The organism is Pseudomonas sp. PK-RTE-24 (assembly GCF_054052265.1).
On record NZ_CM133224.1, the window covers coordinates 5,754,764 to 5,774,320 of the forward strand.

The 19,557-nt window shown below is 61.4% G+C and carries 19 protein-coding genes; 12 read left to right on the top strand and 7 right to left on the bottom strand.

What is annotated here, in order from left to right:
• Positions 1 to 22: 22 nt before the first annotated feature.
• The 4 genes from ACV8MC_RS25895 to ACV8MC_RS25910 all read left to right on the top strand — a co-directional run bounded on the left by ACV8MC_RS25895 (position 23) and on the right by ACV8MC_RS25910 (position 3,347).
• Positions 23 to 433, top strand: coding sequence for a translation initiation factor 2 (locus ACV8MC_RS25895; protein ID WP_305382433.1), 411 nt, complete (start codon positions 23 to 25; stop codon positions 431 to 433).
• Positions 434 to 440: 7 nt separating this feature from the next.
• The gene (locus ACV8MC_RS25900; protein ID WP_016771129.1) at positions 441 to 1,118 is read left to right on the top strand and encodes a response regulator transcription factor; all 678 of its coding nucleotides are present in this window, start codon (positions 441 to 443) and stop codon (positions 1,116 to 1,118) included.
• Positions 1,119 to 1,377: 259 nt separating this feature from the next.
• Entirely contained in the window at positions 1,378 to 1,830 is a 453-nt protein-coding gene (locus ACV8MC_RS25905; protein ID WP_310214903.1) for a Spy/CpxP family protein refolding chaperone, read from the top strand.
• A 176-nt stretch (positions 1,831 to 2,006) separates the two neighbouring features.
• On the top strand, positions 2,007 to 3,347 hold the full coding sequence (locus tag ACV8MC_RS25910; protein WP_315434968.1) for a sensor histidine kinase: 1,341 nt from the start codon (positions 2,007 to 2,009) through the stop codon (positions 3,345 to 3,347).
• A 213-nt stretch (positions 3,348 to 3,560) separates the two neighbouring features.
• On the opposite strand, the gene ACV8MC_RS25915 is transcribed toward ACV8MC_RS25910, so the two are convergent.
• Positions 3,561 to 4,127: a nitroreductase family protein gene (locus ACV8MC_RS25915; protein ID WP_056783730.1), complete on the bottom strand. Its 567-nt coding sequence runs from the start codon at positions 4,125 to 4,127 to the stop codon at positions 3,561 to 3,563.
• 121 nt (positions 4,128 to 4,248) lie between these two features.
• On the opposite strand from ACV8MC_RS25915, the gene ACV8MC_RS25920 reads away from it, so the two are divergent.
• A complete protein-coding gene (locus tag ACV8MC_RS25920; protein ID WP_024012066.1) occupies positions 4,249 to 5,703 on the top strand; it encodes a TrkH family potassium uptake protein in 1,455 nt (484 codons plus the stop codon).
• Here the strand turns inward: ACV8MC_RS25920 and ACV8MC_RS25925 are convergent.
• Positions 5,660 to 6,721: an AraC family transcriptional regulator gene (locus ACV8MC_RS25925; protein WP_252868986.1), complete on the bottom strand. Its 1,062-nt coding sequence runs from the start codon at positions 6,719 to 6,721 to the stop codon at positions 5,660 to 5,662. The genes ACV8MC_RS25920 and ACV8MC_RS25925 overlap by 44 nt on opposite strands.
• 165 nt (positions 6,722 to 6,886) lie before the next feature.
• Here ACV8MC_RS25925 and ACV8MC_RS25930 point away from each other — a divergent pair, with 165 nt between their 5' ends.
• Both ACV8MC_RS25930 and ACV8MC_RS25935 read left to right on the top strand, forming a co-directional pair.
• The gene (locus ACV8MC_RS25930; RefSeq protein WP_041478979.1) at positions 6,887 to 7,198 is read left to right on the top strand and encodes a DUF962 domain-containing protein; all 312 of its coding nucleotides are present in this window, start codon (positions 6,887 to 6,889) and stop codon (positions 7,196 to 7,198) included.
• Between the two features lie 14 nt (positions 7,199 to 7,212).
• A complete protein-coding gene (locus ACV8MC_RS25935; protein ID WP_056783723.1) occupies positions 7,213 to 7,803 on the top strand; it encodes an HD domain-containing protein in 591 nt (196 codons plus the stop codon).
• 110 nt (positions 7,804 to 7,913) lie between these two features.
• Here ACV8MC_RS25935 and ACV8MC_RS25940 read toward each other — a convergent pair whose 3' ends face one another.
• Positions 7,914 to 8,729 carry a UDP-2,3-diacylglucosamine diphosphatase gene (locus tag ACV8MC_RS25940; RefSeq protein ID WP_095180691.1) on the bottom strand — a complete coding sequence of 272 codons (816 nt, stop codon included), beginning with the start codon at positions 8,727 to 8,729 and terminating at the stop codon, positions 7,914 to 7,916.
• A gap of 135 nt (positions 8,730 to 8,864) precedes the next feature.
• Here ACV8MC_RS25940 and ACV8MC_RS25945 point away from each other — a divergent pair, with 135 nt between their 5' ends.
• Together ACV8MC_RS25945 and ACV8MC_RS25950 are read left to right on the top strand one after the other, a co-directional pair.
• The gene (locus ACV8MC_RS25945) at positions 8,865 to 9,629 is read left to right on the top strand and encodes an AraC family transcriptional regulator (protein ID WP_256809370.1); all 765 of its coding nucleotides are present in this window, start codon (positions 8,865 to 8,867) and stop codon (positions 9,627 to 9,629) included.
• Between the two features lie 72 nt (positions 9,630 to 9,701).
• Positions 9,702 to 10,595, top strand: coding sequence for a DMT family transporter (locus ACV8MC_RS25950; RefSeq protein ID WP_041478977.1), 894 nt, complete (start codon positions 9,702 to 9,704; stop codon positions 10,593 to 10,595).
• Here the strand turns inward: ACV8MC_RS25950 and ACV8MC_RS25955 are convergent.
• Positions 10,589 to 10,876 (bottom strand): SelT/SelW/SelH family protein, encoded by a 288-nt coding sequence (locus ACV8MC_RS25955; RefSeq protein WP_076566525.1) that lies wholly within the window; start codon positions 10,874 to 10,876, stop codon positions 10,589 to 10,591. The genes ACV8MC_RS25950 and ACV8MC_RS25955 overlap by 7 nt on opposite strands.
• A gap of 71 nt (positions 10,877 to 10,947) precedes the next feature.
• Here ACV8MC_RS25955 and ACV8MC_RS25960 point away from each other — a divergent pair, with 71 nt between their 5' ends.
• Positions 10,948 to 13,137 (top strand): patatin-like phospholipase family protein, encoded by a 2,190-nt coding sequence (locus tag ACV8MC_RS25960; protein ID WP_150742435.1) that lies wholly within the window; start codon positions 10,948 to 10,950, stop codon positions 13,135 to 13,137.
• Positions 13,138 to 13,265: 128 nt separating this feature from the next.
• Here the strand turns inward: ACV8MC_RS25960 and ACV8MC_RS25965 are convergent, their stop codons facing one another.
• The 3 genes from ACV8MC_RS25965 to recQ form a co-directional block, all read right to left on the bottom strand.
• Entirely contained in the window at positions 13,266 to 15,068 is a 1,803-nt protein-coding gene (locus ACV8MC_RS25965) for a FimV/HubP family polar landmark protein (RefSeq protein WP_457264021.1), read from the bottom strand.
• 127 nt (positions 15,069 to 15,195) lie between these two features.
• Positions 15,196 to 15,630 carry a MarR family transcriptional regulator gene (locus ACV8MC_RS25970; RefSeq protein ID WP_016771142.1) on the bottom strand — a complete coding sequence of 145 codons (435 nt, stop codon included), beginning with the start codon at positions 15,628 to 15,630 and terminating at the stop codon, positions 15,196 to 15,198.
• Between the two features lie 307 nt (positions 15,631 to 15,937).
• Positions 15,938 to 18,067: a DNA helicase RecQ gene (gene recQ / locus ACV8MC_RS25975; protein ID WP_024012058.1), complete on the bottom strand. Its 2,130-nt coding sequence runs from the start codon at positions 18,065 to 18,067 to the stop codon at positions 15,938 to 15,940.
• Positions 18,068 to 18,473: 406 nt separating this feature from the next.
• On the opposite strand from recQ, the gene ACV8MC_RS25980 reads away from it, so the two are divergent.
• A complete protein-coding gene (locus tag ACV8MC_RS25980; RefSeq protein WP_101158594.1) occupies positions 18,474 to 19,061 on the top strand; it encodes a UPF0149 family protein in 588 nt (195 codons plus the stop codon).
• Between the two features lie 10 nt (positions 19,062 to 19,071).
• Positions 19,072 to 19,467: a YbaN family protein gene (locus ACV8MC_RS25985; RefSeq protein ID WP_056783699.1), complete on the top strand. Its 396-nt coding sequence runs from the start codon at positions 19,072 to 19,074 to the stop codon at positions 19,465 to 19,467.
• The last annotated feature ends 90 nt before the right edge of the window (positions 19,468 to 19,557 follow it).

Sequence of the window (19,557 nt, forward strand, 5' to 3'; positions counted from 1 at the left end):
CCATTTGGAAACAGGTGTCGCGATGCGCAAGGGTCCGTTGTGTCTGATGTTGCTCACGTTGTCGATCATGGCCCCCGCCCATGGTGAGGAAACCACCGAAAGCGGCAGCTCCACGCCATTGTCATTGAGCGCCGGCAGCCAGATCACCGAGCTGCAACAGCGGCTCAAGACCAGTGAGCAGCAGCGCGAAGAACTGAACAAACAACTGCAAAATGCCGACAACACTCGCGAAAGCGCCCAGCTCGCCCGGCTGCGCCAGGAGAACCAGCGTCTGAAGCTGCAACTCAAGGAAGCCCAGGCCAGCCCGCTGCCGCGTTTGCTGACCGACCAACAGCAGTGGTTCGTCACTGGCGCCGGGGTAGCGCTATTGGCGCTGCTCTGCGGTATCTTTGCCAGTGGTGCAAGCCGAAAACGTCGGCAATGGCTAAATTGAGTGAGTCATGAGCGAGCTGTTACTGATTGATGATGACCAGGAGTTGTGCGAACTCCTGAGTAGCTGGTTGAGCCAGGAAGGCTTCCAGGTGCGCGCCTGCCACGATGGCCAGAGCGCCCGCAAGGCGTTGGCCGAAACCGCCCCGGCGGCGGTGGTGCTCGACGTAATGCTGCCCGACGGCAGCGGTCTGGAACTGCTCAAACAACTGCGCAACGACCACGCGGACTTGCCGGTGCTGATGCTGTCAGCGCGTGGCGAACCGCTGGACCGCATCCTCGGCCTCGAGCTGGGTGCCGACGATTATCTGGCCAAACCCTGCGACCCCCGCGAACTGACCGCGCGCCTGCGTGCCGTGTTGCGCCGCAGCCACCCGGCAGCCGTTTCGACGCAGCTCGAGCTGGGCGACCTGAGTTTCAGCCCGGTGCGCGGCGTGGTCAGCATCGACGAAAAAGAACTGACCCTGACCGTCTCCGAAAGCCGCCTGCTCGAAGCCCTGCTCAAACAGCCGGGCGAGCCGCTGGACAAACAGGAACTGGCGCAACTGGCCCTCGGCCGCAAGCTGACCCTGTACGACCGCAGCCTCGACATGCACGTCAGCAACCTGCGCAAAAAAATCGGCCCCCACCCCGACGGCCGCCCACGCATCGTCGCGCTGCGTAGCCGTGGTTACTACTACAGCCTGTAAAACCATCTTGTTCCGTGTACGAGCTGCCCAAGGCGGCGATCTTCAGGCTGCAGGACGCAGAGCGTCCTCGGCTGCATTCCTACGCAGAGCGTGGGAACGATCAGATCGCAGCCTTCAGCACCTCCTGCACTGGATATGTGTAAGGCCGGGCACGAAACGTCTTTACCGAAGCTTTACGCTGCGCTGACCGCCGTTGACCTTGATCTGCGTAATCTGCACTCATCCGGAACGTACCGGGAACGAGACAAGGAGATACACCATGCGCAAGACTCTTATCGCTCTGATGTTCGCTGCCGCTCTGCCAACCGTGGCCATGGCCATGCCGCAGGATGGCGGTCCGCTGGGTGGTCCGCTGGATGGCCCGCGCCACGGCGGTCAGATGCACGGCGGCATGCACGGCAAAGGTCCGTACAGCCAGCTCGACCTGACCCGCGAACAACGCGAGCAGATTCGCAAGATCATGGGCGAGCAGATGCACGAGCGTAAGCAGGTGGTCGACAAGTACCTGGAAAAACTCTCGCCGGCCGACCAGAAAGCCATGAAGGACGAGATCGCGGCCAACCACAAGAAAGCCGAGTCCGATGTCCGCGCACTGCTTAAGCCCGAGCAACAGAAGCAGTTCGACGAAATCCAGAAGAAACGCGCCGAACGCCGCGCCGAATGGGCCGAGTTCAAGGCCTGGAAAGCGCAGCAGGCACCAAAGGCGCAATAATGGCTTGACCCTGGGCCCGACGACTTACCTCGTCGGGCCTGTTCCATTCAAATCGAATGTGGGAGCGAGCCTGCTCGCGAAGGCGGTGTATCAGCCAGCGATGGATTGACTGACACTACGCCTTCGCGAGCAGGCTCGCTCCCACATTTGAACGGTGTGTTTTTTGAGGATTTTCTGTGCGTTCACTGTTCTGGCGGATTCTTGCGAGCTTCTGGCTGGCCATCGCTCTGGTAGCCGGGCTGTCGATTCTGCTCGGGCACATGCTCAATCAGGACGCATGGATTCTCAGCCGCCATCCCGGCCTCAACACGCTGGCGGCGGAATGGACGCAGACTTACGAAACCCAAGGCGAAGAAGCCGCCCAGGACATCCTCGAACAACGTAAACGCCAGTATCACATCGACGTTCAGGTGCTCAACGAAACCGGCGATCCGGTGGTGCGTGGCACCTTCCCGCGCCGCGCCGCAGCATTCGAGGCGCGGCAGAACAACGACGATCGCCGCCTGCCGTGGCGGCGCCTGACCGACGAAATCACCAGCGAAAAAACCGGTGACACCTACCTGTTCATCTACCGCATCCCGCACCCGGAACTCGACGCCTGGCACCGCGAAAGTCTGCTCTGGCCACTGAGTGCGCTGGGTATTGCGCTGGTGGTGCTGACCCTGTTCAGTTTGCTCGTGACTTTCTCCATCACCCGCCCGCTCAGTCGCTTGCGCGGCGCGGTGCATGATCTGGGGCAGACGACTTATCAGCAGAACAGTCTGGCGAAACTCGCCAACCGCCGCGACGAATTCGGCGTGCTGGCCACCGATTTCAACCGGATGGGCGCGCGCCTGCAAAGCCTGATCGGCAGTCAGCGCCAGTTGCTGCGCGATGTCTCCCATGAACTGCGCTCACCACTGGCGCGCCTGCGCATCGCGTTGGCTTTGGCCGAGCGCGCCAACCCTGAAGAGCGCGAAAAACTGTGGCCACGCCTGACCCGCGAATGCGATCGGCTGGAGGCGTTGATCAGTGAAATTCTGGTGCTGGCGCGAGTCGATGCCGACAATGCCAGCGCTGAAGAAGTCGACCTGAATGCGTTGCTCGCCACACTGCAAAAGGATGCGCAGTTGGGCTCTCCCGAGCAGACCGTACGCCTGCAAGCTGAGTCACAACTGAATCTCAAAGGCTGGCCGACGATGATCGAGCGCGCCGTGGATAATCTGCTGCGCAACGCCCAGCGCTTCAACCCGAGCGATCAGCCAATCGAATTGCAGGCTGCGCGGCAGGGAGAGCGGATTGTCATCAGCGTGCGCGACCACGGGCCGGGGGTGCAGACCGAACATCTGAGTCAGTTGGGCGAGCCGTTCTACCGGGCGCCGGGGCAGACCGCTGCCGGGCATGGCCTGGGGCTGGCGATCGCCAAACGCGCGGCAGAACGGCATGGCGGCACGCTGACGCTGGCCAATCATCCGCAGGGCGGCTTTGTGGCGAGTCTGGAATTGCCGCTGGTACCGGGAGTCGTGGTCCAGCCCTGAAAAAGCCCCTCACCCCAACCCTCTCCCGGAGGGAGAGGGTTGGGGTGAGTTGTCTGCCGTTGTGCATCGACCTTATGGATTCGCAGAAACCAGACGTCCGGTATCCCGACGCTGGATTCAGCGAAGGACGCTCAGGTCGGTGTAATTCCAAAGCATCCCCCAATCAGTCCCCTCTCCCTCTGGGAGAGGGTTAGGGTGAGGGGCTTTTGATCTTCAGACCTTACCTGGCCAGGCGCTGACGAACTCAGCCAGATCAACCTTCTCCGCCACGCGCGGCTCTTTCTGCGGCGTGCCGAGATAGAGGAACGCGATCACCTCCTCGCCTTCCACCAGCCCCAGGCCTTCGGCCACATGCTTGGAGTACGCCAGATCCCCGGTGCGCCACACCGCGCCAATTCCCTGCGCATACGCCGCGAGCAAAATCCCGTGGGCCGCACAGCCGGCCGTGAGCAGTTGCTCGGCCTTCGGATATTTCACGTGTTCCTGCAATTTCGCGATGACCACAACCACCAGCGGCGCGCGCAGTGGGCCGTTGCGCGCCTTGTCGATCATCGCGTCGGTGACTTCGCCGCCCTGCTGGCGGGCCGCCTCGGCCAGCAACTCGCCCATTTGCTCACGCGCCGCGCCTTCGACGGTCAAAAAGCGGTAAGGCTGCAAATGCCCGTGATCCGGGGCACGCAAGGCCGCGCCGAACAGGGCTTCGCGCTGCTCGGCAGTAGGGGCCGGTTCGACCAGGCGGGGAACGGAAACACGGTTGAGCAACGCGTCGAGAGCCTGCATCGGCCACCTCCTTTGAAAAATGTGCAGCTATTCTAGCTGCAACTGCGCAGCGCCTGCCGGTTTACATGCCTTGCCCCGCAGGTAGAATGGCGCCCTTGTTCAATCAGCCCGAGCGGATTTCATGGCGTTGCCGACCTTACGGATCATTGGTTTTATCATCGGCATCTTCCTGATAACCCTGGCTGTGGCCATGGTCGTGCCGATGGCCACGCTGGTGATTTTCGAGCGCACCAGCGATCTGCCGTCGTTCCTCTGGGCGAGCATGATCACCTTTGTCGCCGGCCTCGCTCTGGTGATACCCGGCAGACCGGAACACATTCACCTGCGCCCGCGCGACATGTATCTGCTGACGGTCAGCAGCTGGCTGGTAGTGTGCATTTTCGCCGCGCTGCCGTTTCTGCTGACCCAGCACATCAGCTACACCGACTCGTTCTTCGAAAGCATGTCCGGCATCACCGCCACCGGCTCCACCGTGCTCAACGGCCTGGACAACATGTCACCGGGGATTCTGATGTGGCGGTCGCTGCTGCACTGGATCGGCGGCATCGGCTTTATCGGCATGGCGGTGGCGATTCTGCCGCTGCTGCGCATCGGTGGCATGCGCCTGTTCCAGACCGAATCCTCCGACCGTTCGGAGAAGGTCATGCCGCGTTCGCACATGGTGGCGCGGTTGATTGTGGCGGCCTACGTCGGTATCACCATTCTGGGCAGCCTGGCGTTCTGGTGGGCGGGGATGAGCCCGTTTGATGCGATCAATCATGCGATGTCGGCGATTTCCACCGGTGGTTTTTCGACCTCTGACCAGTCGTTGGCCAAGTGGACACAACCGGCAGTGCACTGGGTGGCAATCGTCATCATGATTCTCGGCAGCCTGCCGTTCACCCTCTACGTGGCGACGCTGCGCGGCAATCGCCGTGCGTTGATCAGGGATCAACAGGTGCAGGGTTTGCTGGCGATGTTGCTGGTGACCTGGCTGGTGCTCGGCACCTGGTACTGGTGGACCACCAAGCTGCATTGGCTGGAAGCGCTGCGGCATGTGGCGCTGAACGTGACCTCGGTGGTCACCACCACCGGTTTTGCCCTCGGTGATTACAGCCTGTGGGGCAACTTCTCGCTGATGCTGTTTTTCTATCTTGGCTTTGTCGGCGGCTGCTCAGGTTCGACGGCGGGCGGGATCAAGATTTTCCGTTTTCAGGTCGCCTACATCCTGCTCAAGGCCAACCTCAATCAGCTGATCCACCCGCGCGCGGTAATCAAGCAGAAGTACAACGGTCACCGCCTCGACGAAGAAATTGTCCGTTCGATCCTGACTTTCTCGTTCTTCTTCGCCATCACCATCTGCGTGATCGCGCTGCTGCTGTCGCTGCTCGGAGTCGACTGGATGACCGCGCTGACCGGCGCCGCCAGCACCGTGTCCGGCGTCGGCCCGGGTCTGGGCGAAACCATCGGCCCGGCCGGCAACTTCGCGACCCTGCCGGATGCGGCGAAATGGATTCTGTCGTTCGGCATGCTGCTCGGCCGACTGGAGATCATTACGGTGTTTGTGCTGTGTATTCCGGCGTTCTGGCGTCATTGACCGCGTCCGGCACCTGCGTCAGGCGCAAGCGGTACTCGCCGGGCGTGGTGTCGAACCAGCGGCGGAACGCGCGGAAGAAGTTGCTCGGGTCGGCAAAGCCCAACAGGTAGGCGATTTCCAGCAAGGTCATGCTCGGTTGCGCCAGATATTGCTCAGCCAGCTCGCGCCGGGTGTCGTCGAGCAACTGCTGAAAACTGGTGCCCTCCTCCTGCAAGCGCCGCTGCAAAGTGCGCTGCGACAGGTGCAGCGTCTGCGCCACGGTGTCGCGCTTGGGCTCGCCCTGGGGCAGCAAACGGCACAGCACCTGGCGTGCCCGGTGCGTCACGCGACTTTCGGAAAACCGCGCCAGATATTCCCCGGCAAAGCGATCATGCAACAGCGCCATGGCTTCGTTGGCGGTCGGCAGCGGCGCCTCCATATCGGCCCGTTCGAAAATCAACGCGTCGTACGGCGCGTTGAACACCAGCGGTGCGTGAAAGGCTTCTTTATAAGGTTGCAGGTTTGTCGGCTGATTGCCCTGAACCAACACTTTGACCGGGTGCAGCGGGCGCCCGGTCAGCCAGCCGCACAGCGCCAGTGCACAGGCCAGTGACGCTTCGGCACTCTGCCGAGTCGGCGGCAGATGATCGCCGTGCACGGTGAGAATCAGCGCGTAACCTTCATCGAGCAAGCGAAAGCTCAAGTCGGCGCTTTCGGCAATGATGCGTTGATAGCGCACCAGACGCTGGAAGCCTTCAGCCAGGGTATTGCTCGACATCAACGCATAGCCGGCGACATGAAACGAGGCCGGGCGCACCACTTTGCCCATGTTCAGGCCGATCGCCGGGTTGCCGGACACCTCGACCGCGCGCTGCCAGAGCCGGGTCATGGAGTCCTGCGGGAAACGCGCATCCGGATCTTCCAGGGCACTGAAATCAAGCCCCAGCTGCCTGAACAGTACCCGGCAATCCAGGCCGTCCATCTCCAGTGCTTTGACAATCCCCATCGCCCAGCTTGCAGAAGTCGTTCGTTCGCTCATGGTTGTTATTCTTTTACATGACGGGCTGCAGATAACCGCCCTATTTGCGAAGGATACTAAAGTGGCGCCGATTGTCACTGGCCCACGCCAATGATCACTCTAGACTCAAATAAGCTCCCCGCCGAACAACTTGTCGCCAGAACAATCACCACAGAGAGCGCGGTCGTGGAAAACATCAAGCAGTTCAACAGCTTCGCCGAGTTCTATCCGTATTACCTGGCCGAACACAGCAACAGCACCTGCCGTCGTTTGCATTTCATCGGCACTTCTCTGGTCATATTCATTCTCGCCCTGAGCATCGCCAAAAGCGCCTGGCTGCTGTTGCTGGCCCTGCCTGTGGCGGGTTACAGCTTTGCCTGGATCGGCCATTTCTTTTTCGAGAAAAACCGCCCGGCGACGTTTCAGCATCCGCTGTACAGCCTGCTCGGCGATTTCGTCATGTACCGCGACATGATTCTCGGTCGCGTGGCGTTCTGAATGAGGGTCTGCCCATGAATGCCCATGCTCGCTTCACCCATATGAAGGATGGCACCGAGGAAGACTGGGCGATCATCGCCGCCGACTTCAGTGCCTATGCCAGACAACTGCCGTCGAGGATCCTCGCGCATCTGAAGCTGCTTGAGGGCGACTTCGGCGGTTTCCCGGTGGATCGCCTGACCCACTCGTTGCAAACTGCGACCCGCGCCTTTCGCGACGGGCGTGACGAGGAATACGTGGTCTGCGCGCTGTTGCACGACATTGGCGACACCCTCGGTTCGTACAACCATCCGGACATCGCCGCAGCGATTCTCAAGCCGTTCGTGAGTGCGGAAAATCTGTGGATGGTGGAGAAGCACGGCATCTTTCAGGGCTATTACTTCTTTCATCACCTGGGCATGGACCGGCACTTGCGCGAGCAATTCAAGGATCATCCGCAGTTCCACGCCACGGCCGAATTCTGCGCCAAATACGACGCGGCGGCGTTTGATCCGGCGTACGACACGCTGCCGCTGAGTTTCTTCGAGCCAATGATGGAAAGGCTGTTTGCGCAGCCGAAGAACTCGATCTACAAAGCCGCGATGCAAGAACACAGCCCGGCCTGAGAACACATGTGGGAGCGAGCCTGCTCGCGAAAGCGCTGTATCAGGCACATAAGCTTTGTCTGACACTACGCCTTCGCGAGCAGGCTCGCTCCCACAGGGTGATCTTTCGCTCAGGCGAGCTCGGCAACTTTGGCAGCTTTCAATTGCGCCTCCCGCGCCTGGGCATCCGCCAGCCGATACAACTCGATCGTGCCGTCCCAATGCTCGATCAACGCGGTGCACGATTCGACCCAGTCGCCACAATTGAGGTAGTCCACCTCCCCCACCTTACGAATCTCGGCATGGTGTATATGCCCGCAAACCACGCCATGCAGTTCGCGCTTCACGCACTCGTGGGCGATGGCTTCTTCAAAGTCGCTGATGAAACTGACGGCGGTCTTGACCTTGTGTTTCAGGTACGCCGACAGCGACCAGTAACCGTAGCCATAGCGGGCGCGCCAGTGATTGAGCCAGCGGTTGAGGGTCAGGGTGAATTCGTAGGCGGAGTCGCCGAGAAACGCCAGCCAGCGGTGATAGCGGGTGATCACGTCGAACTGATCGCCGTGAATCACCAGCAAATGCCGACCGTCCGCCGTAACGTGCACCGCCTCGTCGACCAACTGGATATTGCCCAGAATCAGTTTCGAATAGCGCCGCAGGAATTCGTCATGGTTGCCGGTGACGTAAATCACCTCGGTGCCGCGCTTGCTCATGGTCAGCAATCGGCGGATGACGTTGGTGTGGGCTTGCGGCCAGTACATGCCGCTGCGCAGTTTCCAGCCGTCGATGATGTCGCCGACCAGATAGACCTTGTCGGCGTGGTAGCCCTTGAGAAATTGCGACAAGTGCTCGGCCTGGCAATCCCGGGTGCCCAGGTGCACATCGGAGATCCACAGGGTTCGCACCCGTTGTTTGCGACTGGGTCGGGCGAGCTCGGCGCTGGTCATGGGCAACCCTCTGCGATGTTTTCGCCAGCTTGCGCGCGCCCGGTTAATCGACCGTGACAAGCGTGAGTCAGTCGTGTGACAGCGCATCCGGCGTACGGCGGTGTAGACTGAGGGCCACTTCGGAGACAACCTGCCATGCGACCGATCCTCACCCTGCGTCAGTACACCCACGACTTGATTGTGCACAGCCACGAGCACGCGCAGTTGGTGTTCGGGCTGTCCGGTGCGCTGGATTTCGAGGTCGAGGGCTGTGGCAGCCAAGTGCGTCAGCAGAGTGTTGTGGTGGTTCCGTCCGGCGCTCATCATGCCTGCGACAGTCCCCAAGGCAGCAGCTGCCTGGTGCTCGACATCCCTGAAGGGCAATGGGTGCAGGACTCGCTGGGCGCGCATGCCGAGGCCAGTCGGCGCTTGCTCGATCATCCGGGGCGGCTGTCGCTGGACTCGGGGCAGAGTCAATTGGTCAGCTGGCTGGCGAACAGTCCGGTCAGCGATCCGTTGATCGCGCAGCAAGGCGCAGTGTTGCTGCTGGCCAGTCTCAATCACGCGCAACCTGCCGAACTCCGCGCGCGTCGCTTGCCCTACGCCGCGCTGGATGCGCACATCGAGCAATACGCCGGCTATCCGCTGCAAGTGGCCGACCTGGCGCGCGTGGCCGGGTTGTCCAGTGCGCGCCTGCACGCTCGGTTCATGGCCGAATGCGGACAGACGCCGATGGATTACATCCGCAGTCGACGCCTGCATCTCGCGGTGCAACTGCTGCGCGACACTGCATTACCGATTGGTGAAGTAGCCAGTCGCGTCGGTTACAGCTCGCAAAGTGCGTTCTCGGCCGCAGTCCTACGTGAGTTCGGCTCGTCGCCCGGACATCTCCGGCGCGATTCCTACGACAAAAGACGATAGCCTGCCGACAGACTTGCAGGCCGAGACGCGGTTCAATGGCCCCATGAAGTTGAACCTGAAAAAAGGAATGCAATGACTCCGCGTACCGCCCTGGGCGCTCTGCATATTGGCGCTTTGATGTTTGGCCTGACCGGTGTGTTCGGCAAACTCGCTGCCGCATCCCCTGCTGTGATCGTATTTGGACGTGCGGCTTTCGCCGTGCTCGCACTGGCATTTTTCGCCCGTTTCTTCAGCCAGCATGGTTGGCAGAAACTTCAGGCCGTGGACTGGCGGCGCCTCGCCCTCAGCGGCGTGTTACTGGCTGGGCACTGGGTGAGTTTTTTCGTATCGGTGAAGATCGCCGGGGTGGCCATCGCCACCTTGGGCTTTGCCAGTTTCCCGGCGTTCACGGTAATTCTCGAAGGACTGATCTTCCGCGAACGCATCCGTGCCAATGAAATCGTCCTGGTGGTATTGGTCAGCATCGGTCTGGTGCTGGTGACGCCCGCATTCGATCTGGGCAGTGGCGCGACCGTCGGCTTGCTTTGGGCAGTGTTGTCCGGCCTGCTGTTTTCCCTGCTGTCGCTGACCAACCGCGCCAGTTCCGGGCGCATCCCGGCGGTGCAGGCAGCGTTGTGCCAGAACGTCGTCGTGGCGTTGTGTCTGTTGCCGGTCGCGGCGCCGCAGTTGAGTCAGGTCCGAGCGCTGGACTGGTTGTGGATCGCCCTGCTCGGAGTGTTCTGCACGGGCGTGGCGCACAGCCTGTTCGTCGCCAGTCTGGCGGTGATCAAGGCACGCACGGCGGCAGTGGTGTTCGCCATGGAGCCGGTCTACGGCATCACCCTCGCCTGGCTGCTGTTCAGTGAAACCCCGACCCTGCGGATGCTCATCGGTGGCGCGTTGATCATCGTCGCGATTGTGGTGTCGGCGCGGATGTCAGGCGGCAGCGACAAGACAACCGTCGCCGCCGAGGCCGCCTCTCACTGAGTGCGGTCGTTGTGGCCGAGGTCGCGGTCAGGATCGATCTGATCGCGCACTCGCTGCTTCAATACCTTGGCCTCAGGGAAACCACCGTCGGTCTTGCGCTCCCAGATCTGCACACCCGCACAAGTGATATGAAACACCCCACCGGTGCCCGGCACCAACGACACTTTGCCCAAGTCGTCAGCGAAGGTGCTGAGCAGTTCCTGAGCCAGCCACGCCGCGCGCAGCAGCCACTGGCATTGAGTGCAATAAGTGATGACAACTTCGGCTTTGGCGACGGTCATGATCGCTGAAACTCCTGAGACAGAGGGCGCCGCTATAATAGCCGGCTTTACCGCTTGCCCCGAGACTCACAATGCGCCGTTTGCTGTTCTGCCTGCTGCTTGGTTTCCTTCCCCTGCTGGTTCACGCCAGTGAAGCGCCACGACCGAAAGTCGGCCTGGTGCTGTCCGGCGGCGCTGCGCGCGGGCTGGCGCACATCGGCGTGCTCAAGGCGCTGGAAGAACAAGGCATCAGGATCGACGCGATTGCTGGCACCAGCATGGGCGCGGTAGTCGGCGGCCTGTACGCCTCGGGCTATAAGATCGACGAGCTGGAAAAACTCGCCCTGAGCATCGACTGGCAAGCGGCGCTGTCCGACGCGCCGCCGCGTGAGGACGTGCCATTTCGACGCAAGCAGGACGACCGCGATTTTCTGGTGAAGCAGAAACTCAGCTTCCGCGACGACGGCAGTCTCGGCCTGCCATTGGGGGTGATTCAGGGCCAGAACCTCGCACTGTTGCTGGAAAGCCTGTTGGCGCACACCAGCGACACCCGCGACTTCGACAAACTGCCGATCCCGTTTCGGGCCGTGACCACCGACATCGCCAATGGCGAAAAAGTGGTGTTTCGCAAAGGCCACCTGCCGCAAGTGATCCGCGCGAGCATGTCGATCCCGGCGGTGTTCGCCCCGGTCGAGCTCGATGGGCGCCTGCTGGTGGACGGTGGCATGACCGACAACATCCCGCTGGATGTCGCGCGGGAGATGGGCGTCGACATCGCCATCGTCGTCGATATCGGCACACCTCTGCGCAATCGCAAGCAACTGACCACAGTAGTCGATGTGCTCAATCAGTCGATCACCTTGATGACCCGGCGCAACTCCGAAGAACAACTGGCGACTCTGCATGCCAATGACGTGTTGATCCAGCCTGCGCTGGCCGCGTTCGGCGTGACCGATTTCGGCAAGGCTCAGGAGATGATCGACGCCGGTTACCGCGCCACGCGGATCCTCGATGCGCGGCTGGCGCAACTCAAGCCGACTCAAACCCAGGACGCGGAACTGAACGCCGCCCGTCAGCCGGGCCAGCGCACGCCGATCATCACCGGGATCCGCGTCGAAAATGACTCGAAGGTCGACGATGACGTGATTCGCTATTACATCCGCCAACCGATCGGCGCGCCGCTGGACCTGGGCCGCCTGCATTCGGACATGGGCACGCTGTACGGCCTCGATTACTTCGATCAAGTGCGTTACCGCGTGGTGCACAAAGGCCAGGATCACACCTTGGTCATCAGTGCCAGCGGCAAGCGCAGCGGCACCGATTACTTGCGGGTAGGCCTCAATCTGTCGGACGACATGCGCGGCGACAGTGCTTTCAACCTTGGTGCCAGTTATCGCGTCAACGGCATCAACCGCCTCGGTGCGGAATGGCTGACCCGCGCGCAGATCGGCGACAAGCAGGAGCTGTACAGCGAGTTCTATCAGCCGCTGGACGTCGGCTCGCGTTACTTCGTCGCGCCCTACGGGTCGTTCGAGGCGCAGAACGTTGACTCGGTGCTGGATAACGATCCGATCGCGCAGTATCGCGTCGAGCGTTACGGCTTCGGCCTCAACCTCGGCCGGCAGATCGGCAACAATGGTGAAGTGCGACTCGGCGTCGGCCAGGCCTGGGGCAAGGCTGACGTACGCATCGGCGATCAGGATCTGCCGAGTGAAAGCTTCAACGAAGGCTTCTATACCGTGAAGTATTCCTACGACTCGCTGGACAACGTCTACTTTCCGCACGAGGGCAAGGACGTCAGCCTGACGTTTGCCCAGTTCGAACCGGGCCTGGGTTCAGACAATCGCTATCGCCAGTGGGAATTGAATTTCGACAAGGCCATGAGCCACGGGCCGGATACGCTGATACTCGGCGGGCGCTACGGCCGGACGCTGGACGATGCCAATGTGGTGACATCGAGCTTCCTGCTCGGCGGCGCGCGGCAGTTGTCAGGATTCCGTGAGGATGCGCTGTCCGGGCAGAATGTCAGCCTGATGCGCGCCGTGTACTACCGCCGCCTGACGCCGCGCTCGTACCTGCCGCTGGACTTCCCGCTGTACGCCGGCGCCTCGCTGGAGCGCGGTCGGGCGTGGAACAATGACAATGAGTTCGACAGCGGCTACATCAACGCCGCGAGTGTGTTTATCGGCTTCGACACGCCACTGGGGCCGTTGAACTTCACGTATGGGTTGAATGATGCGGATGAGCAGGCGGTTTATCTGAATCTGGGGCAGACGTTCTGACCTGAGACGGTGTTGGCCGATCTGACGCCTTCGCGAGCAGGCTCGCTCCCACAGGGAGAGCGCATTCCATTGTGGGAGCGAGCCTGCTCGCGAAAGCGGTCTCGGATGAACACGAAATACGTCGGCGCTCAGCGAATCCCCGCCAACAACGTCCTTGCCGTCTGCTTCAACGGCTCATCCCCTTCCCTGAGCAATTCATTGAGCAGCGCGATCGCACTGTCGATGTCGCCATCGTCGATGCAGGTTTGTGCCTGTTCGAGCTTGCCGGCGGACTCGATGTCGGTGGACTCGGGTGGTTGCAGATCCAAAGGTTCCAGCACCAGCGACGGCTCGGGATCGCCGAACTCATTGAGAAAGTCATCGTCGAGGGGTTGGGCGTCGGGTTCGGGGATCCATTCGAGTTCGGCTTCTTCGGCAGATGCAGCCTGTGGCAGGTCAAAATCGACAGGCAGCACTGACAGGCTAGTGCCCAGCTCTGGATCATCGATTGGCGGTGCGGCGGAATCGGTGCGGCTGTCGTTCAGATCCCAATTTGAATCCATCGACAGCTCGCCCAGATTCAATTCGAAATCATCCTCGAGAGCGCCGGGCGACGATGCAAGCGGCGCGGCTGCGGTCGCTGCCGTGGCCACGGGCAGCTCAGTCGCGATTGGCGTTGCTGCAAATGCCGCCGGTGCGGCGCCTGCCAGTTTTGGATGGCGAGCGCGGATTTCAATCAGTTCGCGCTCATCGACGCCAAGCGCACGCAGGCGGTTTTCATGCTGTTCGTAAGCGGCGCTGTCACCCTGGCGCCCAAGAACCTCCAGCAACTGCAAACCGAGATCGGTGCGTTCAGGTTCCTTGTGCAAGGCATCGCGCAGCAGCCCGGCGGCTTCGCTGAGCCGGCCGTAGGCCAGATAGATGCCCACGGCCTCCAGCACATCGCCGGCACCGGGTTCGTCGCGATGATCGGTGGCCGCGTGCGCACCGACAGATTGTTGAAGTTCAGGCTCATCAACGTTGTCTTCGGCGCTCACAGGCAATAGCGGCATCGGCGTGCCATCTGCGGTCGAACCTTGCTGACGGCGACGTATGAGCAACGCAGCCAGCACGCCCAGCAGCAATAGAAGTCCGCCGAGCAGCGGCCAGTTCACGCCATCGTCTGCCGCCTCGACCGGGGCTGAAACAGCGGCCGGAACCGGAGCGACCACGGGCGGTGGCGGTGCTTTCTGCACCTCGGCCAAGCGGGTTTGCAAATCTTCAATCTGCTTCTTGCCGTCGGCTATTTGCACTTGCTGATCTTGCAGCCTGAGGTTCTGTTCGTCGAGGGTCTTTTGCAGTTGCTGGGTGAGCAGCACGCTGGCGGCCAGTTGCTCGGCCTGCGCATCATTGGCAGGCGGCGCCGGCGTTGGCGGCACAGGCGTCGCAGGGCGTTTGCCTTGGGCAGCCTGGGGCGGTGCGGTAACCGGTTCGACGGTTGGAAACTCAGAAGATTGCGGGCGCGGATCCGGCTCGTCGGTGGCGGGCACGATGCCCGGCGAACCCGGCGGATCGATCAACACCGTGTACTCGCGCAGCAGACGGCCGTTGGGTTGATCGAGCTGCACGAGGAAATTCAGGAAAGGTTCGTTGACCGGTTTGCCGGACGTCACCCGGATCATCTGGCGGCTGCCGCGCAGGATCGGAGTGAACTTGAGGTCATTGAGAAAGAACACCCGCTCGACGCCCGCCCGGCCGAACTCATCCGCCGAAGCCAGGCTGGCCGAGAGATCGTTTTGCGTCAACGTACCGACATCGACCAGCGCGATGTCGGCCTTGAACGGCTGATTGAGGGCTGAGTGAACAGTGATTTCGCCCAACCCCAACGCCATCGACCAGGTCGAATAGCTGAATACGCCAGCGAGCAGCAGCCATTTGGCGCCCCCGCGCAGCACGTGCCGACTTGCGAGCATGAGCATCCCTTAAATAAGCAAAACCGGTTTCTATGCGTTCGCACATCCGGTACGAACACGATATTGCCCAGTAGTTCTTATAGTCCGCTCAGCGCGATCTCTCAAAAAATCGCTGTCGGGATGTGCCTCAAGATTTTTCCAGGTTGGCCAGAATGTGCCCGTGCACGCGCATGCACACCTTCAGATCCGCCTCGTCGACACCTTCGAACAGTTCGTGACGCAGTTGCGTGGCAATGGTTTCGATTTGTTCGATCAGGGGCAAGGCAGGTGCACAGAGCACGATTTTTTTCGCCCGGCGGTCTTCCATCACGGACTGGCGTTGCACCAGTCCCTGGTTCTCCAGACTATCGAGCAAGCGTGCCAGGGTCGGGCCTTCGACGCCGACACTCTGGGCCAGTTCGCGTTGGGTCGGCGCCTCTTCAAAACGCGCCAGATGCAGCAGCACCAGCCAGCGCGCCTGCGACAGGCCCAGCCCGGCGAGGCGACGATCCAGTTCGGCACGCCAGCCACGGGACATCTGGGCCAGTTGCATACCAAAGCGATGTTGATCGGTTAACGGCATAAAACACTCACGGTTAGACTGAAAATACGGAAAATCTAATTATTAGTCAGCTAAGCATGGGCGGCAGTTATAGGCAAGAGTGGCTCTGTACTGAATCGTTACAACTGCGCGAAGATCAAAAGCCCCTCACCCTAGCCCTCTCCCAGAGGGAGAGGGAACTGAGCGGGGGATGCTTTGAAAATTCGCCGACCCGACAGCGCTCGCTGAATCCATAATCGACTCGGTTTTGCAGGTCGAGTCTGCCGCCAGACACCGCGGTCGGCTCCCTCTCCCTGTGGGAGAGGGCTGGGGTTAGGGAACGGCCAGATTACATCTCGAATTCAGACTGCAACGCCGCCCGCACACAATAAAGCACGCCTTCAGGAACACGTCCGGCGAACAACTCGGCGACTTCGGCGACGGACGGCAACTCGCCCTCGCCATCGAGAAACGCGTCCTGCACTTCGCCCATCAATTCCTCAGGCAAATCCAGCGCCTGCTCCAGCGACAACTGCTGCTTGCCGATGGCTTCGGCGAGCATGGCGTAGACGTTCTTCTCCGAGCACTGCAACTGCCCGGCGATCTGCAGCGGGGTCATGCCGGCGCGGGCCAGGGTGATCAGCTCGTGACGGACATCGGCGACCACCTTCGGCGCCTCCGCCTCGCCGCCGAGCACTTCGAGGAAGGCTTCGCCATAGCGCTCCAGCTTGCGTGCGCCGACGCCGCTGACCCGGGCCATTTCCGCCAGAGACGTCGGCTGGCTGCGGAGCATTTCCAACAACGTCGAGTCGGGGAAGATGACGTAGGGCGGCACGCCGTGTTCTTCGGCCAATTTGCGCCGCAGTGCGCGCAAGGCTTCCCACTGTTCGCGTTCCTCGCCGCGCACCAGTTGGCTGGCCTGGCTCTTGCTGCCCGTTTTGGCAGTGACTTGCGGTTTCAGGTCACGGCGCAGTTCCAGTTTCACTTCGCCTTTGAGCAGCGGCCGGCAACTGTCATTAAGACGCAGACCGCCATAACCCTCGTGATCGACATCGGCCAACCCACGCGCCACCAACTGGCGGAACAGCGAGCGCCACTCGCTCTCGCTTAATGCCTTGCCAACACCGAACACCGACAAATGCTGATGGCCGAAGCTGCGCACCTTTTCGTTGTCCTTGCCCAGCAACACGTCGACCAGATGACCGACGCCATAGCGCTGGCCGGTGCGGAAAATCGCCGACAAGGCCTGACGAGCAGGTTCGGTGGCGTCCCAGGTCTGCACGCCGTCGACACAGTTGTCGCAGTGCCCGCACGGCTCAGGCATGTCTTCATCGAAATAGGCCAGCAACGCCTGCCGGCGGCAGCGGGTTTCTTCGCACAGCGAGAGCATCGCGTCGAGCTTGTGCTGCTCCAGACGCTTGTGCCGCTCGTCGCCTTCGGAGTTCTGCAGCATCTGCTTGAGCATCACCACGTCTTGCAGACCGTAGGCCATCCACGCATCCGCCGGCAGCCCGTCACGGCCGCCGCGCCCGGTTTCCTGGTAATACGCCTCGAGAGATTTCGGCAGATCGAGGTGCGCGACAAAACGTACGTTGGGCTTGTCGATGCCCATGCCGAACGCCACGGTGGCGACCATGATCAGGCCTTCCTCGTTGAGGAAGCGCTTCTGGTGATAAGCGCGCAGATCGTTGGGCAGACCGGCGTGATACGGCAGCGCCGGGAAGCCCTGCTCGCTGAGGAACGCCGCAACTTCTTCGACCTTCTTGCGCGACAGGCAGTAAACGATGCCGGCATCGCTGCGCCGCTCGGCGAGGAACGCCAGCAACTGTTTGCGCGGCTGCTCCTTGGGCACGATGCGATAGAAGATGTTCGGGCGGTCGAAACTCGACAGAAAGCGCTCGGCGTTCTGCAGGTGCAGGCGATCGACAATTTCTTCGCGGGTGCGCTTGTCGGCGGTCGCGGTGAGGGCAATGCGCGGAACGTTGGGGAACAGCTCGGCCAATTGACCCAGTTGCAGGTATTCGCGACGGAAATCGTGGCCCCATTGCGATACGCAATGCGCTTCGTCGATGGCGAACAGGGCGATTTCCAGGCTTTGCAGGAACGCCAGCATGCGTGGCTGCACCAGACGCTCGGGCGCGAGATAGAGCATTTTCACTTCGCCGCGCTTGATCCGCAGGGCGAGATCACGCTGCTGCTCGGCACTCAGCGTGGAGTTCAGCGCAGCGGCGGCGACGCCCAGTTCTTCAAGGGTGGCGACCTGATCGTCCATCAGCGCGATCAACGGCGAAACGACCACCGCCAGGCCCTCGCGCAACAGTGCCGGCACCTGGAAGCACAACGACTTGCCGCCACCGGTAGGCATCAGCACCAGCGCATCACCGCCGCTGGCCACGCGCTCAATGATCGCACCCTGACGGCCACGGAAACTGTCGTAGCCGAAGATGTCCTTGAGGACGCGTTGAGCCTGTTCGAGCATAAAAACTCCAAAAATCTACCGATACATCCCTGCTCAGGCTGGTTCAGAGCAGCCTCGGCTGCTTAAACAAAACGTAAGAACACATTGCATGACCAGCGCAGCGCCGGCAGGGATCGCAAAACGCGGCAGTATACCCGAGGCCTTCGCCGCACAGGGTGCCGCTGAGAAGACACCTGATAAACCTGCCACACACAAAACCCTGTGGGAGCGAGCCTGCTCGCGAAAGCGACCTGTCAGTCGATGCCAAAGTGCCTGATACACCGCCTTCGCGAGCAGGCTCGCTCCCACAGGGTTATTCATCTTTCCAGTGAGGCCGGTAATTCGGGCAAATCTGCCAAGCGGCTGGCTAGAGCGCGCAAGAAAGCCTAGAATTCCCGCATTGTTTATTCCCCAAGGTAGCCCCGTAATGTCCTTCGCTGAGCAACTGACCCGCCTGCAAGTCTTCCTCGATGCCGACGAGCTGCACGACGAGGCGCTGGATTACGTCGCCGCCCACGGTTACCTGACCGCGCTGTCTATCTGCTCCGAAGACGTTCCGGAGCGCGAGTGGATCGACGCGCTGTTCGCCGAAGAGCCACATTACGCCGACGAAGCCCAGCGTGCCGAAATCGAAGCCACACTGATCGGCCTCAAAGCACACATCGCTCGCCAACTGGCCTCGGATGAAGAATTCGAATTGCCGTGCGAACTGGATCTGGGCGAAGAGCCGGACGATTCCGAACTGCGCGGCTGGTGCATCGGTTTCATGGAAGGCGTGTTCCTGCGTGAAGCGGCCTGGTTCGAAACCGCCGAAGAAGAAGTCAGCGAAATGCTCCTGCCGATCATGGTCGGTTCCGGCCTGTTCGACGAGCAGCCTGAGTTCGAAGACATCGCCAAGGACGCCAACCTGATGGACGACATGATCGTTCAGATCCCGGAAGCCCTGACCGCGCTGTATCTGCTGTGCCAGGCCCCCGACGAAAAACCGGCGATCCTCAAGCCTCGTCATCACTAAGAACCGGCCTATGGACAACCCCATAGGCAACCGCCCCCTGATGTTGCGCTACGTCCTGCTGGCCATCGGCTGGCTCAGCGTCGCATTGGGGGTGATCGGCATCTTCCTGCCGGTCCTGCCCACCACCCCCTTCCTCCTGCTCGCCGCGGCCTGCTTCGCGCGCAGCTCTCCGCGCTTCTATCGCTGGCTGGTCGAACATCCACGGCTGGGGCCATGGATTCGCGACTACCTCGAAGGCAACGGCATCCCGCTCAAAGGCAAGGTCTACGCGATCGGCCTGATGTGGGTGAGCATTCTGTTCTCGTGTTATCTGGTGCCGTTGGTTTGGGCGCGTGGGTTCATGCTGACCAGTGCGGTGTTGGTGACGGTTTATATTGTGCGGCAGAAGACCTTGAAAAAACGCTGATTGCTCCACCGTCGGCGGCACAACCGTTCATCCGATATCAGTCCGCACCTGTCAGAGTTGACAGGTGCGCGCTTTAACGTCGCATGCTTA